The sequence below is a fragment of the Brevibacillus sp. MER 51 genome (assembly GCF_023714195.1).
Taxonomy (GTDB): domain Bacteria; phylum Bacillota; class Bacilli; order Brevibacillales; family Brevibacillaceae; genus Brevibacillus.
This window is the reverse complement of sequence record NZ_JAMAUS010000005.1, coordinates 312,013-325,713: the sequence shown is the minus strand read 5'-3', so window position 1 is coordinate 325,713 and position 13,701 is coordinate 312,013. Positions and strand designations below refer to the sequence as shown.

Annotated in this window: 16 protein-coding genes and 1 riboswitch; of the genes, 11 read left to right on the top strand and 5 right to left on the bottom strand. The window is 47.4% G+C overall.

The features are described from left to right. The first annotated feature begins 68 nt into the window (after positions 1-68). The 3 genes from M3630_RS13730 (at position 69) to M3630_RS13720 (ending at position 2,345) form a co-directional block, all read left to right on the top strand. A complete protein-coding gene (locus M3630_RS13730; protein WP_048033797.1) occupies positions 69-668 on the top strand; it encodes a hypothetical protein in 600 nt (199 codons plus the stop codon). 227 nt (positions 669-895) lie between these two features. After that, a complete protein-coding gene (locus M3630_RS13725) occupies positions 896-1,402 on the top strand; it encodes a DUF4446 family protein (protein WP_251252453.1) in 507 nt (168 codons plus the stop codon). 346 nt (positions 1,403-1,748) lie between these two features. Further along, the gene (locus M3630_RS13720; protein ID WP_173608243.1) at positions 1,749-2,345 is read left to right on the top strand and encodes a hypothetical protein; all 597 of its coding nucleotides are present in this window, start codon (positions 1,749-1,751) and stop codon (positions 2,343-2,345) included. 107 nt (positions 2,346-2,452) lie between these two features. Here the strand turns inward: M3630_RS13720 and M3630_RS13715 are convergent, their stop codons facing one another. After that, positions 2,453-2,947: a GNAT family N-acetyltransferase gene (locus M3630_RS13715; RefSeq protein ID WP_251252452.1), complete on the bottom strand. Its 495-nt coding sequence runs from the start codon at positions 2,945-2,947 to the stop codon at positions 2,453-2,455. A 319-nt stretch (positions 2,948-3,266) separates the two neighbouring features. Here M3630_RS13715 and speD point away from each other — a divergent pair, with 319 nt between their 5' ends. Then, positions 3,267-3,668 (top strand): adenosylmethionine decarboxylase, encoded by a 402-nt coding sequence (gene speD, locus M3630_RS13710; protein ID WP_007723244.1) that lies wholly within the window; start codon positions 3,267-3,269, stop codon positions 3,666-3,668. A 79-nt stretch (positions 3,669-3,747) separates the two neighbouring features. Here speD and M3630_RS13705 read toward each other — a convergent pair whose 3' ends face one another. Next, positions 3,748-4,359 carry a YhcN/YlaJ family sporulation lipoprotein gene (locus M3630_RS13705; protein ID WP_251252451.1) on the bottom strand — a complete coding sequence of 204 codons (612 nt, stop codon included), beginning with the start codon at positions 4,357-4,359 and terminating at the stop codon, positions 3,748-3,750. Positions 4,360-4,498: 139 nt separating this feature from the next. On the opposite strand from M3630_RS13705, the gene typA reads away from it, so the two are divergent. After that, complete coding sequence (gene typA, locus M3630_RS13700; protein WP_048033790.1) at positions 4,499-6,340, top strand: translational GTPase TypA; 1,842 nt, start codon at positions 4,499-4,501, stop codon at positions 6,338-6,340. Between the two features lie 69 nt (positions 6,341-6,409). Here typA and M3630_RS13695 read toward each other — a convergent pair whose 3' ends face one another. Further along, positions 6,410-6,883 carry a glutathione peroxidase gene (locus M3630_RS13695; RefSeq protein ID WP_251252450.1) on the bottom strand — a complete coding sequence of 158 codons (474 nt, stop codon included), beginning with the start codon at positions 6,881-6,883 and terminating at the stop codon, positions 6,410-6,412. Positions 6,884-7,114: 231 nt separating this feature from the next. Here M3630_RS13695 and M3630_RS13690 point away from each other — a divergent pair, with 231 nt between their 5' ends. The 3 genes from M3630_RS13690 (at position 7,115) to M3630_RS13680 (ending at position 9,306) form a co-directional block, all read left to right on the top strand. Continuing rightward, positions 7,115-7,441: a YlaH-like family protein gene (locus tag M3630_RS13690; protein ID WP_251252449.1), complete on the top strand. Its 327-nt coding sequence runs from the start codon at positions 7,115-7,117 to the stop codon at positions 7,439-7,441. 10 nt (positions 7,442-7,451) lie between these two features. Continuing rightward, positions 7,452-7,727, top strand: coding sequence for a hypothetical protein (locus tag M3630_RS13685; RefSeq protein ID WP_251252448.1), 276 nt, complete (start codon positions 7,452-7,454; stop codon positions 7,725-7,727). A 190-nt stretch (positions 7,728-7,917) separates the two neighbouring features. Then, positions 7,918-9,306 (top strand): hypothetical protein, encoded by a 1,389-nt coding sequence (locus tag M3630_RS13680; RefSeq protein ID WP_251252447.1) that lies wholly within the window; start codon positions 7,918-7,920, stop codon positions 9,304-9,306. 9 nt (positions 9,307-9,315) lie between these two features. On the opposite strand, the gene M3630_RS13675 is transcribed toward M3630_RS13680, so the two are convergent. After that, positions 9,316-9,657: a DUF5665 domain-containing protein gene (locus tag M3630_RS13675; protein ID WP_007723262.1), complete on the bottom strand. Its 342-nt coding sequence runs from the start codon at positions 9,655-9,657 to the stop codon at positions 9,316-9,318. A 138-nt stretch (positions 9,658-9,795) separates the two neighbouring features. Here M3630_RS13675 and M3630_RS13670 point away from each other — a divergent pair, with 138 nt between their 5' ends. The 3 genes from M3630_RS13670 to M3630_RS13660 all read left to right on the top strand — a co-directional run bounded on the left by M3630_RS13670 (position 9,796) and on the right by M3630_RS13660 (position 12,890). Next, complete coding sequence (locus M3630_RS13670; protein WP_251252446.1) at positions 9,796-10,254, top strand: pyridoxamine 5'-phosphate oxidase family protein; 459 nt, start codon at positions 9,796-9,798, stop codon at positions 10,252-10,254. A gap of 74 nt (positions 10,255-10,328) precedes the next feature. Beyond that, a riboswitch (SAM riboswitch) is annotated at positions 10,329-10,448 on the top strand. Positions 10,449-10,542: 94 nt separating this feature from the next. Beyond that, positions 10,543-11,706 (top strand): aminotransferase class I/II-fold pyridoxal phosphate-dependent enzyme, encoded by a 1,164-nt coding sequence (locus M3630_RS13665; RefSeq protein WP_251252445.1) that lies wholly within the window; start codon positions 10,543-10,545, stop codon positions 11,704-11,706. Next, on the top strand, positions 11,703-12,890 hold the full coding sequence (locus tag M3630_RS13660) for a trans-sulfuration enzyme family protein (RefSeq protein WP_251252444.1): 1,188 nt from the start codon (positions 11,703-11,705) through the stop codon (positions 12,888-12,890). The genes M3630_RS13665 and M3630_RS13660 overlap by 4 nt, the downstream gene beginning before the upstream one ends. A gap of 22 nt (positions 12,891-12,912) precedes the next feature. Here the strand turns inward: M3630_RS13660 and M3630_RS13655 are convergent, their stop codons facing one another. Beyond that, positions 12,913-13,518, bottom strand: a complete 606-nt coding sequence (locus tag M3630_RS13655) for a YhcN/YlaJ family sporulation lipoprotein (RefSeq protein ID WP_251252443.1) — start codon at positions 13,516-13,518, stop codon at positions 12,913-12,915. Between the last annotated feature and the right edge of the window lie 183 nt (positions 13,519-13,701).

Genomic DNA, 13,701 nt, shown 5'->3' with positions numbered 1-13,701 from the left:
ATACCACTCACTCCCTTACGGCGAAAATGATATCTGAGTATTCTGTCAACGGGAGGGGCCTGTAGAAGATGAATCTCGGCATGGAGTTGGAGTATTTTCATTTGGCAGTTTGGTTTGACCGCAAAACATTGCACGCGATGGTGCAGGCCCTGGTGGAAGCAGGGGTGAGCGTCACGTGGAAAGAATCTCCCGAGCAGTTTCACCTCCTCGTGAACACCACAGATGGCCGATCCGACTGGAAAATGCAGCGTTTAAACGGGTCCTATAAGCTGCACATTGCAGGCATTCCTGTCAATGATTCTCGGGTGGCACTGGTACTGTACCACTTCGTAGAGCGGGCGAAAGGGCATGCCATGATCAAGGTCACTTTTGAAGAGTGCGTCTTGCTGAAGCAAATCCAGTACGGAGAAGTTATCAGAATAGTGGAATTAAAAGGAGCTGAGAAAAAAGTGATCTATGAAAAATTTTGCAATGTAACGATGGATCAGGTAATTGCCGCGATGAAACGACGTGACTCGGAAGAACGCATCCCGGTGCTGCGTCTGGAGTTGGATTATGAACTGGCGACGTTGTATGACGCGATGCAAGCCAAAGACCAAAGTCAAATGAAGCAGTCCACGGAGCGATTAAAGCAGCTTCGTCGGGAAATGTTGCTTTTGGAAGCGTAGGCAGACTGGAGGATAGCCAAAGGACGATGAGTTTGACACAAACGAATACGGAATGAAAAAGCGACATCTCAAACAAATGAGGGTGTCGCTTTTTTTGATGGAAAAGTCGCTAATGTAGTAATTGTTGTTTTTATGAAAGACTTGTTTGAATGGGAGGCTCGACGGTTGTACAATAAAGAAGGTTTTTGACAGCATATTTACGAACGCGCCGGAAAGGAAGAAAAGTTTTGGAAGCATTCCTATCACAAATCCCCAATGTAGCGATCCTGCTTTTAGCCGTCATCGCATTGACACTGATCCTGTTATGGATCGTGATTATGCAGTCTATTCGGATCAGTCGATTGAGAAAATCGATCAACCGGATTATGACAGGGACGGGAGGAGCCAATCTCGAGGAAGGCTTGCACAGACTGCTGGATCAGGTAGAGGAAATGAAAAAGCAGCATAGCGATCAGCAATTTGCCATCAATCGTCTGTCACAACGAATGGCAGCGCAATGCGGCAAAGTAGCGATTATCCGCTACAATGCCTTCGGGGATGTCGGCAGTGATCTTAGCTTTTCGCTGGCGGTAACAGATGACGCTGGGAACGGCGTGGTGATCACCAGCATTTTTGGACGAGAAGAATCTCGCGTGTACGCCAAGCCGCTTGAGCAGGGAACATCGAGCTACCATTTGTCTGAAGAAGAACAGGCTGCGATCAAAAAAGCGATGACCTCAACCGCAGGGATATAAGTGGCTCTGAATTTCAATGAAACAGCAAGCATTTGAATGAATCAGGGAGTTCTTTTCATTTCCCTGCTTCTGATTGCGGATATTCCGGTTTTTTGCTAAAATTCATCGTCATTTTGCTCAAGACTTTTGAGGGCACCTGAGGTATAATAAAGATGTCAAAAATGGCTTTTTTGCGAAAAACAAAAAGTAGGTGATCCGCCTTCATTACCCAAATCGATTTTCGATGCGGAGGGCAAGGCCAGGTTCTACAGCGTTCTTTTGTTGATACTTAGCGTATCTCCTCTGTTTTGGATAACTGTTCGGTCATACTCGACCCATGCAAACCAAAAGAATTGAGGAGATATTTATGGCACAGCGTTTAGCAACTAATTACGCCAAGGCCTATTTCACGGTGAATGAAGAAGAGCTGAACCAGTTCGTTTCGCTTTTCACCAATGAACACATTTCAGTCCAAGTCAAAGTGTGTGACAATGGCGATCGTGACGTAATCTTGAATGACAAGACCGGAGAAATTCAATTGAATTTCTGTCGGGTTGGCAGCCGCTACTCATGCGACAGCTCGTATCTAATTCGAGATCGGCAGCTGGCAAATGCTATGAGAAAAGCAATGAAAGCGTTCCGAGGCTATGGAATTGTCCACCGGATTTATGACGGCTTCACAATGGTGTATCACTACGATCAAGGATCGGTTGTGAGCATTCAGGAGCTAACCGGAGACGAAGAAGTGTCCATCTTTGAAAATAACTCTCTGCACATGGCCAATGAGCTGGAGGCTTTGTTCCAGCAGGATGGCAGCGAGCAGGAGATTGAGTCCTTACGTCAAGAGACGGACCGATGGCTGGATTTGCGTAATTGGGCAAAGAGAACTGCCCCAGAAAAACTTCCAGCAATTGATGTTCGATTAGCAACGTTATCGCGACGTCTATTTGAATTAGAAGTTTAGTGAAAGAAGGGTGCCTGGTGCGCCCTTTTTTATTGGATCACATAGCGAATAACAAAAAGCGGGTTTCCTCCTAACAAGAGGTCCCGCTTTTACTATTTGCCCTTCACTTAGCGCAATTGTAATGGCTTGCTCATATTGTACCAAATGGCTCCAGCATGGTCTGAGCTGGAAAAACCGTTGTTGAGGTATCCATGACTTTCATAGTAGCCAATCAAATTTTCCTTGCACGTAAGCGTGATTGTCTCACGATTGGACTCTCTTGCGGAGGCTTCCAGGTGTGCGAGGAGCATGGAGGCAATGCCGCGATTTTGGTAAGCGGGAGAAACCGCTAATCCTAAAATGGCTTGATGTCCGCCAGTTGCCGGATTTTCTTTAATCGTTTGAAACAGATCATCGGTAATGAAGGTGGATTCGATGACGGGTCCATTGACCAAACCCGCAATGATCCCATCCGCTTCCGCTACAAAAAAACTGTCAGGAATCAATCGAATACGCTTCTCAAATGCTTCCTGTGTTGCAGCCTCATCTGGTGAGAAGCAAAGGTGCTCGATGGCGATTAATGTTGGCAAATCTTCTGCTTTGGCATTACGGATAGTAATCATGTGTTGTGATCCTCTCCATTCTGGTTCATTTCTAAAAGTTTAGCATATTTCATAATAGGTGAGGGCCACTTGTAGCAGGCGTCGGCTCCGCATTCTGTCGAGACAGCCGTCAGCCTATTTGTATTGTTCTTATAGATTATTGAAAAAGGGTATTGTCAAACTAGGCCGATGCATGGTATTGTTGTTTTCGTTGGAAACAGGATTAGGAACCAGGATTCACTTTAAAGGGTGGATAACAACGGAAACCGCCCCCGTTAGTGAATGACGCAGGTCCTAGCGATGTTTAACATTACACTCGTTAGGAAGGGGGAACCGAAAGATGGAATATTCGACTTTCGGAAGACACGTTGCTGTTGACACATGGGGAGTTCAGTTTGATTTGTTGAACGACGCAGAATTTTTGAAAAAGGAAATGATTGAGGCTGCTGAGGCATGCGGTGCTACGGTACTGAGTGTGCAAGCGAAGCAGTTTTCTCCTCAGGGTGCTACCGTACTGGTTCTTCTCTCGGAAAGCCACCTGTCCATTCATACGTATCCTGAGCGCGGCTTTGCTGCCCTGGATTGCTACACGTGTGGGGAAACCGTTGATCCGCAAATCGCTATCGACTACTTGGTATCCGTGCTGAAGCCGGAAAAAACTTACGCGAAGAAATTAGTTCGTGGTTTGGGTGAACTGCAAGTTGTTGAGCCAGAAATGAAACTGGTTGAAGCGGCAAAGTAAGGAACAAATGGAAAAGTTTTCAAGAGGTGCGGGCTGATTCCGCACCTCTTTTATATGGAGCTTCGATTCCTATTCGTCATCATGGAGTGACAGTAGGAATTCTGCCGCCAATATCATGGAGCAGAGAACGAAATTCCGTGGATGTATTGGTGATCTGACTATTCATGTTGGGTCTCACATCAACTTGATTGGTCCGATGCGTAGCTTCTTCATAAATATCTGCATGGATGGCACGAATCCGATCAAATGTGGCTGCGTCGGAGGCTACTTGGATCGAGAAGTTGGGAACACGTGAACGAACGGCTGAGTGGACTTGCTGTTCGATTATGCGCGTTTGCTCAGGGCCAAAGTTTTTCCGAACACGAATTCCGACGACTGCATCTGTGCCGCTCACGAGAACAGTAGCACGTTCCACACCAGGCACTTCATCTGCGACCAAGGTGAGCTGTTCAGCCAAATCCTGATTGAAACCATTGACCGTATAGCCTTTGTGATAATTGCGGGCATTGATTCCGCCAGTGTAGGCATGATAATCATGAGCGAGGCTAGTCCTGGCACCCGGGGCCTGCTGATTGGTGGTACTTTGTGTGTGCGCTTGATTTTTTGGATGGCTGTTCGAGCTTGCGCATCCGGTCATCATGATTGCAATCATAAGCAAGCCAACCAAACATTTCGGGCCACTCCGTTTCATACGTATGCCACCTCCATTTTCCTTAGTATGACGAAAACGAAGTCTCTTACTCTGGAAGTGGCTCCCGTAAAAAACTGCCCATTGTGCCGCGTTTCACTACCTGTTAATATGGAAGGTATGCATAATAGAGGAGGTTCACATGAAGCGTCTTGACATACGCAACATTGCAATTATTGCCCACGTTGACCACGGAAAAACCACACTGGTTGACAAACTTTTGATCCAATCGGGCACATTCCGCTCGAACCAACAGGTAGAAGAGAGAATGATGGACTCCAACGACCTGGAGCGCGAGCGTGGAATTACGATCCTGGCGAAAACCACTTCTGTCAAATACAAAGATTTCACGATTAACATCTTGGATACACCAGGCCATGCTGACTTCGGTGGCGAGGTTGAGCGTATCATGAGCATGGTGGATGGCGTTCTGTTGATCGTCGACGCCTTCGAAGGCTGTATGCCACAAACGCGCTTTGTATTGAAAAAAGCGCTGGAAGCAAAAGTTACCCCTATCGTTGTCGTGAACAAAGTAGACCGCGACAATGCACGTCCTCAAGAAGTTATCAACGAAGTGTACGACCTGTTCATTGATCTGGATGCGACGGAAGACCAACTGGAATTCCCGATCGTATATGCTTCTGGTCTGCAAGGGATTGCAGGACTTGAGCCAGATAAACTGGAAGGCGACCTTCGCCCACTGTTTGACACCATCGTAGAGCATATGCCTGCTCCTGACGCAGACGAATCTGCTCCGCTCCAAATGCAAGTAACCATGCTGGATTACAACGACTTTTTGGGTCGTATCGGGATTGGCCGCATCTATCGCGGAACCATGAACCTGAATGAAATGGTATCTGTCACTACACGCGAAGGCGAAGTGAAAAAGGCACGGATTCAAAAGCTGTTCGGATTCTCCGGTTTGCAGCGTGTTGAGCAAAAAACAGCAAGAGCAGGGGATATCGTAGCGATTTCTGGTATTGACGATATCAACGTTGGGGAAACCGTTTGCCACGTTGATCATCCAGAGGCATTGCCACTCCTGAAAATTGACGAGCCTACCCTGCAAATGACGTTCCTTGTGAATAACAGCCCGTTTGCTGGTCGCGAAGGTAAGCACGTGACTTCCCGCAAACTGCGTGATCGTCTGATGGCTGAGCTGGAGACAGATGTATCTCTGCGTGTAGATGAAACAGATTCGCCAGATGCGTATGTGGTTTCCGGACGCGGTGAATTGCACTTGTCCATCTTGGTTGAGAACATGCGTCGTGAAGGCTTTGAGCTGGGCGTGTCCAAGCCTGAGGTTATCATTCGTATGATCGATGGCCAAAAAATGGAACCGGCTGAGCTGTTGATCATTGATGTGCCTGAAGAGTACACAGGGGCGGTTATGGAGACATTGGGTCAACGTAAAGCCGAGATGGTTAACATGATCAACAACGGCTTCGGACAAGTTCGCCTGGAATTCATTATTCCATCCCGCGGTTTGATCGGATATCGTACAGAGTTCTTGACGATTACACGCGGTTACGGTATTCTCAACCACTCCTTCGACAGCTATCGTCCACTTGTACCAGGAGCGGTAGGAGGACGTCACGCAGGGGTACTTATTTCCCATGAGACAGGAACAGCTACCACGTATGGCTTGATGTCCGTAGAAGATCGCGGAACCATGTTCATTCACCCAGGTACAGAAGTATACGAAGGCATGATCGTGGGCGAGCACAACCGTGACAACGATCTTGTTGTTAACGTATGTAAAGAAAAGCATGCGACCAACGTACGTTCTGCGACCAAGGATGAGACTGTCAAAATGAAGGCTCCTCGCATGTTGTCCTTGGAAGAGGCACTGGAATATCTGAACGACGATGAGCTGTGCGAAGTAACACCTCAATCCGTTCGTCTGCGCAAAAAATATCTGAACAAATCAGATCGTGAGCGCTATGAGAAGCAAAGACGCTATGAAGCACAACCGCAAGCGTAAGATTGAAATGAAAAGAACGCCACTTGATCCTGTTTGGGGATGAAGTGGCGTTTTTATTTGGGCTTGTCCTTACAACAGACTCTCAATATCTGAGCTGAGTTCTTCGGGTTGAGTACGAGCACTGATGCGTTTCACGACACGACCGTCTTTATCCACGAGGAATTTGGCGAAGTTCCATTCGATATCTGGATTTTCTTCGCTAGGAGCATGTTCCTTTAAGTACTGATACAACGGGTGGGTACCAGGACCATTGACATCGATCTTCGCAAATAGCGGGAACGTCACGCCGTAATTGCGATCGCAGAACGTTGCAATTTCCTCTTCTGTTCCTGGCTCTTGCCCAGCGAATTGGTTGCAAGGGAAGCCAAGAACGACCAGCCCCTTATCTTGATAACGCTTATATAGCCCCTGGAGCCCTTTGTATTGAGGGGTAAGGCCGCATTGGCTGGCGACGTTCACGATTAGCAGGACATGGCCTTTGAAGGCGTCCAATGTCTTCTCTTCACCGGAAATCGTTTTGACGGCAATATCATACAAGCTCATCTTATTCCCACCTTTTTCAACTGACATACCCTCATCATAGCATGTACGGCGAAAATCTTGCTAGCCAAATGGAAGGGCCTACCGTTTTTTGACACAGAATGCACCACCTGATAAAGTAAGAAAGATAGCGTTTTCCTAAGAAAAAAGGAGTGACTATTCGTTTCATTCCGCCTATGAGGTGGCATGTGAAGCGGTAGGAGTTTCACCGCTTGAAGACAGGAGAGATAAGTGATGGACTGGATACAAATCGCATCAACCTATGTGCCAACGAATCCAGATCAGCTCACACCATATGACAGCTTTCGCATATGGGCTGATAAATATCGGGCCTGGATTTTGTTTGTGGAATTAATTATTGTCTATTATCTTGGCTTTGCTACCCGTATCCGTATGCCTATTTTGAAAAACGTGCTCTTGTACATCCTTTTGTTTGTTGGAGCTCTCATTTTCGCTATTTTGGATGTGCAGCTTCCTGTGAAAAGTGCAATGCTGGTGGCGATCGCGATACTCGTGATTGTAAAGGTACGGATCAAACCGGAGCAAACTGGGCGAAAGTGAGGAGAACCACGTGAAGCGTGAAGATGCACTTTTTAATTGGCTCCAAATTCAAGTGGTTGCCGATGCGCGACCAGAAGACCGCTCTGCTTTGGATACCGCTGCTTTTTTCTTGCAATTGCTGCGAGAGGATCATCAAATGAGCGATATCGGTTATCGTCTGGAAGGTAGCTGGTACGTGCTATTTGGGAACGCTGATTCACAGTCTGTGGAAGCGCGATACCCTGCTGAATCAGTCGAAGCTTTATTGGTCGCGATTGAAAGCGAACCCAAGTACAACTGCAACTAACGGGACAAAGACTCCCCTCCACTTGCCGAAATGATTCGGAAGTTGGGTGGAGTTTTTTTGTATCATGCTCATTTCATAGGTAATAAGATGCGGTTTCTTGGATCATGCAACTTTTGAAAATGATTTCCCGTCAATATTCATGCCCCAAGCATACAGGGGGATTTTGACAGACGAGAAGGGGGAACTACCATTGAAAAAGTACATGACCAAGCCCGTATTAGCAGTGGTGACAGCGGCAGGTATTCTTGGCTGTTTGACGCCAATTTTTGCCAATGCAAGCTCGATTGCTAGTCCAAGTGCCACAAAGGTAGTCATGAATGACGAGGGGAAGCAAGTCACGCGCTACAATCTTAAGGAACTTGCCCAAAATGATCCAACGACACTGAACATGCTCTTGAAGAATCAGGCAGATCACTTGTACATTATTGTAGATGAGATTAACTTGAATACGAAGCTCCAAACGTATATGGAAGAAAACAAAGCAGAGTGGGAGCGTATCTACAACGAGTACTACAGCGATATCTGGCTGGAAGTGCGCCTGACAGAGAATGCTGAAGAAATCGTGAGCGTAAATGCCAAGACTGAAAATAACAAGGTATACATAAAGGGGATTGTGACTTCGGATGTCACCAAGGTTGTTGTGAAAAAGCCGAATTCCGACATCATTGAAGTCGTTCCGACCAACGATCACTCTTTTACAGTCAGCTTTGAAGCTCCGGATGCATCCTATGAACCGTATGTAACCGTGAGTGCCTACGCAGGCAGCAAGCTGGTCGATAGCGAAAAGGTAAAGATCGTTCCAAAAGCAGAAGAAGATAAGGAAATGATCATCCATACCATGACTGTATTGGATGCGAAGAAAAAAGAACTAAAAGTAAAAGGAATTGTCAAGCAGGGGGCAGACAAAGTAACTGTCACCTATAATGGCGTGAAAAAAGACGCAAACGTGAAGAAGCTGTGGGATGGCGTAAGCAGCTTTACGGTTTCAGTAAAGGATGTACAAGCAGCAAAAGATCAAAAAGCTTTGATCGAGGTTTATGAGGATGGCAAGAAGGTTGATTCCGAATCCGTTCAGGTAGAAATTGTTAACGCCCCTGATAAGGATCAAGCGACCGAATATGCCATCAAGGCGACTGCTGTAAACAATCCTGCCGCCAAGTCCATTCAGGTGAAAGGGACAGTAAGCGGCTGGAACAAAAAGGACGATACTGAGCTGTTTGTGATCGCTCCAGACGGTCAGAAAAAAGAGATTGAACCGAATGACAAAGGTGAGTTTTCTTTGACCTTGTCTTACAAGAATCGTTCCTTTAGCGCCAAATCCATTCAATTCGCACTGTATGAAGACGATAAGCTGGTTAAGAAAGCTGACGTTGCATTAAGCACAAAAGTCATTGTCGAGCCTGTGAAGCCAACAGACGACGATGAAAATGATGATGATGACAAAAAGAAAAAAGAAAAAGGGAAGCAGAAAGATAAGCATCCCAACGGCAACGCGTATGGTTATTGGAAAAAGCACGGTAAGGAATGGAATGACGATCACGATGATGACGATGACGATCATGACGAGGACAGAGACTAGTCTCTATCATTAAGGCCGCTGCTTGTAAGTCTCGACGTACTCCACCAATTGTCTGATGTAATCACCCAGAATGGGGATCGAAAGAAATTGCGTCAAGAGGGAGCCGAGGAAAGCCAAAACGATAGCAGTACCAATCGTCAATCCCAGACCCCGGGCAAGACCTGCGAGGAAATTGATCCAGAGCAGCTTGCGCGGGGCTGTGTAATTTTGGATTACATCTGCTAGTCGGATATCTTCCAGGAACATCGCAATTTTGTGCATCCGCTCATTTACCTTCCGAACTTCCTGAAGCTCTTCAAGAACTTGATCAATTTGCTGCATGAGGCGGTCTGTAGGCGACAAGCTGTCCATCCCCTTTCACTATTCGGTATCGTTACCTACCAGTCTAGGGAAAAAGACAACCAGAATCAAGGTGGAGAGGAAACGTTTGCCTATCAGCTGCGCGAAGGGTAAAATGAACGTACAAAACGTTTGTTAGGAGGCTTTGAAATGGCTGAAACTGTTTCCCAATCTCTTTCCGAAGATTTATTCAAGCTCTTGCAAAAGGAGCGTTTTGTTACTTTGGGCACAGTAGACCATGAGTCAGGGGCACCATCGCTCAGCTCCTTGTCCTGGACGTATGCTGTCAGCGCCGATACGATTCGTTTTGCCATGGATAATCGCTCCCGTATTTTGGCTAATATTGCGAAGGAACCGCAGGTTGTCCTGCATTTGATCGGTGCCGGCTCGTCTTTTGCCATTAATGGTCGTGCTGTCGTTAAAACAGACCGCTTGGAAGGAGTTCCGCTCAAGCTGGCCATGGCAGAGATCAAAATTGAGGCTGTTCGTGATATTATGTTTTACGGTTCCCGTATTTCCGTAGAACCACAATATGAAAAAACGTATGACAAAAACGCAGCAGCGAAGCTGGACAATCAAGTTATGACCGCCTTGAAAGATGCAAATTAACGGGTGGAAATAAATTGTTGACAAGAATCCTGCCGATCCTTTACTATTAGGGTCAATCGAATTGAATAGCAATCTTCTTATCCAGAGCGGCGGAGGGACTGGCCCGATGATGCCCGGCAACCAATCACCTGTATTTTAACAGGGAGATAATGGTGCTAATTCCTGCAGAGTTATCAAACTCTGAAAGATGAGAAGGATTTGCTTACGGTGACGTAAACAAAGCCTTCTTTCAGAGGAAAGGGGGCTTTTTTGATGCCCTCGTACACTATTGGAGGGAGAGAAACAGACATGAAATTGGAAACAAAGTTGATTCAGGCGGGAGTAGGCAGAGACGAAAAAACAGGGGCGGTGAGTTTTCCTGTTTACTATGCAACAGCTTATCGTCATCCTGCCTTGGGCCAGAGCACTGGATATGATTATACGCGCACAGCTAATCCTACTCGCACTATTTTGGAGGAAACCATCGCTGAAGCGGAATCAGGAGATGCAGGATTCGCTTGCGCCTCTGGAATGGCTGCTGTTCACACCGTCATGGGCCTGTTTTCCCAGGGGGATCATCTGATCGTTTCACTCGATCTTTACGGGGGAACCTATCGATTGTTCGAGCAAGTGCTCTCTCGTTACGGTCTGACATTTTCGTACGTGGATTTGCGTGACATTGATGCACTCAAAAATGCGATTCGCCCAGAGACAAAGGCCATCTTCGTCGAGACACCAACCAATCCGCTCATGCAGATTACCGACATTCGAGCTGTAACGCAATTGGCGAAACAGCACGGGCTCCTGACGATTGTAGACAACACATTCTTAACCCCCTATTGTCAACGCCCACTAGAGCTTGGTGCAGATATCGTTTTACATAGTGCAACCAAGTATTTGGCAGGACATAACGATGTACTGGCTGGACTCATCGTAACAAAAGGAGAAGAGTTGTCGGAAAAAATCCGGTTTTTGCACAATTCAATCGGTGCTGTACTTGGACCGCAGGATTGCTGGCTACTCATTCGCGGGATGAAGACATTGGCATTGCGGATGGAGCGTCATCAATCCAACGCGCTGATCGTAGCGGAAAAACTGCGTGAGCATCCGGCAGTAGCGGAGGTATTTTATCCAGGTCTACAAGAGCATCCCGGGCATGAGATCCAGGTGAATCAAGCGACCGGGCATAGTGGGATGGTATCGTTCCGCGTACGCGATGCAGAGCAGGTGGGATTGTTCCTGCAAAATCTGCAAATCGTGGCCTTTGCCGAAAGCCTGGGTGGTGTCGAGTCATTGTGTACGTATCCGGCGACGCAAACTCACGCGGATATCCCGCAAGAAGTCAGAGAGCATGTCGGGGTTTGTGATCGATTATTGCGACTGTCGGTTGGCATCGAGCATCCAGATGATGTCATAGCCGATTTGTTTCAGGCCTTGAATGCTAGTTTGGTCGTAGGGGGGAGTGTACGATGAATTTTGCAACCAAGATCCTCCACGGTTCCACTTGCATTGACCCGTTCACAGGTGCGTCGTCGGTTCCGATTTATCAAGCTTCCACATTTCATCAGACTGATATCGATCAGCCAGGTACTTTTGATTACGCCAGATCTGGCAATCCGACCAGGCAGGCTTTGGAGGAAGCCATTGCGTCTCTGGAGGGAGGCGCACGAGGTTTCGCGTTCTCATCTGGCATGGCTGCCATTTCCAGCGTTTTCATGCTGTTTTCAGCCGGAGACCATGTTGTAGTGGCGGAGGATGTATACGGTGGCACGTTTCGGTTTTTGACCAAAGTTTTGTCGAGAATGGGCATCTCCGTTACATTCGTGGATGCAACAGATACTGAAGCCGTTGGCGCAGCCATTACACCGATAACAAAAGGGGTTTACCTGGAGACTCCCTCCAATCCTACCTTAAAGGTGACAGATATTGCAGCGGTTTCTCGAATCGCGAAGGAGCACGGCGTGCTCGTCATTGTTGATAATACGTTCCTTACCCCGTATTACCAGCGCCCATTGGAACTTGGCGCAGATGTGGTCATTCATAGTGCAACGAAGTTTATCGGTGGGCATAGCGATGTGGTGGCAGGTCTGGCCGTGACCAGAGACGCTTCGTTAGGGGAACAGCTCTACTTTATCCAGAATGGCATGGGAGCGATTTTGGGTGTGCAGGACTGCTGGCTCGTGATGCGTGGGCTGAAAACATTGAAAGCCCGACTGGATGTGAGCACGAAGACAGCCGCGAGCTTGGCTGACTGGTTGTCTACGCATCCACAAGTAAGCCGAGTCTACTATACGGGACTGACGGATCACCCCGGGCACCTGATTCAAACACAACAAGCGACTGGGCATGGAGCTGTTCTTTCCTTTGATGTAGGGAGCCGCGAGAGAGCAAAAGCGTTGTTTGATCGCGTAAAATTGCCGATTGTGGCTGTCAGTCTCGGGGCAGTGGAAACAATTCTGTCCTATCCAGCTACGATGTCACATGCAGCGATGCCTGCTGAAGAAAGAGCTGCAAGGGGAATCACAGATGGTTTGATCAGATTGTCAGCTGGTTTAGAGGATTTCGATGACTTGGTGGCAGATTTGAAGCAAGCACTGGATCATTTGCCATCTGAAGCACTAGTCCATAAAGAAAAAGAGGTATTCTCCCGGGCTTAAATCCGGGGATACCTCTTTTCTTTTATGGTGTTCCTGTACGATTTGCGTTGATTTTGTTTTGTCCCTGCGGTTCTTTGTGCATGCGTTTTTCTTTTACTTGAGAAGGGGTTTCTTCGCGAGGCTGCACACTGCGCGGCAACTGGGGAATGATCCGACCTACGATGTCCGCCAACTCTTCCGTAATTCCGGCAACAGGATGGCCGCGACGAATATCATCTCTCATTTCCCGTAACCGCTGTACGATAGCAGGGTCTGCAGTTACGACAGCATTCGCTCCTTGGGGGTCTTCTTTCAGAGCTTCCGCAACCGTATACTTTATGACGCCAACTTCTGGGCGATCAAGATTCGGGTCCACTGTAATACCAACTACCGCATATTTGCCCAATACCACAGCAGTGGCACTGTGAACCCTTTTCACACGTGTTGCCAGTTGGGCGAGGCGATCAGCGGTGGCTTGGGAAGATTGATTATAAGCAGGCTCAGGAGCTGTTTGCTGAACGCGCTGAGTATGATTGGCATGCTTCGGCTGTTGTGCAGCCTGATTCGCCGGGGGTTTATTGCCTGACATACATGCTGTAAGCAACAAGCTAAAACCGAGGCAGTAGATCATGATCCGTTTCACAGGCATTCTCCCTTTCCCAGTATTGCCTTCCTTTCATGAGGAGGGCAGGGTTACAAGTATTTTGTTCTGGGCTGCCCATTTTCATTCTGCCACTGGGTCGTCTATCTCTGTCTACCTGAACATAGACTGTAGTACATCACGTCGCCGCACTTGAGCATCCCTCCAAAAATTGCATAGGGTATATAAGAA

Coding starts and splice junctions, on each gene's coding strand:
- speD (WP_007723244.1), top strand. CDS start 3,267: ATGGAATATTCGACTTTCGGAAGACACGTTGCTGTTGACACATGGGGA.
- M3630_RS13675 (WP_007723262.1), bottom strand. CDS start 9,657: ATGGACAGCTTGTCGCCTACAGACCGCCTCATGCAGCAAATTGATCAA.
- M3630_RS13715 (WP_251252452.1), bottom strand. CDS start 2,947: ATGATTACTATCCGTAATGCCAAAGCAGAAGATTTGCCAACATTAATC.
- M3630_RS13660 (WP_251252444.1), top strand. CDS start 11,703: ATGAATTTTGCAACCAAGATCCTCCACGGTTCCACTTGCATTGACCCG.
- M3630_RS13720 (WP_173608243.1), top strand. CDS start 1,749: ATGGCACAGCGTTTAGCAACTAATTACGCCAAGGCCTATTTCACGGTG.
- M3630_RS13655 (WP_251252443.1), bottom strand. CDS start 13,518: ATGCCTGTGAAACGGATCATGATCTACTGCCTCGGTTTTAGCTTGTTG.
- M3630_RS13670 (WP_251252446.1), top strand. CDS start 9,796: ATGGCTGAAACTGTTTCCCAATCTCTTTCCGAAGATTTATTCAAGCTC.
- M3630_RS13730 (WP_048033797.1), top strand. CDS start 69: ATGAATCTCGGCATGGAGTTGGAGTATTTTCATTTGGCAGTTTGGTTT.
- typA (WP_048033790.1), top strand. CDS start 4,499: ATGAAGCGTCTTGACATACGCAACATTGCAATTATTGCCCACGTTGAC.
- M3630_RS13695 (WP_251252450.1), bottom strand. CDS start 6,883: ATGAGCTTGTATGATATTGCCGTCAAAACGATTTCCGGTGAAGAGAAG.
- M3630_RS13665 (WP_251252445.1), top strand. CDS start 10,543: ATGAAATTGGAAACAAAGTTGATTCAGGCGGGAGTAGGCAGAGACGAA.
- M3630_RS13690 (WP_251252449.1), top strand. CDS start 7,115: ATGGACTGGATACAAATCGCATCAACCTATGTGCCAACGAATCCAGAT.
- M3630_RS13705 (WP_251252451.1), bottom strand. CDS start 4,359: ATGAAACGGAGTGGCCCGAAATGTTTGGTTGGCTTGCTTATGATTGCA.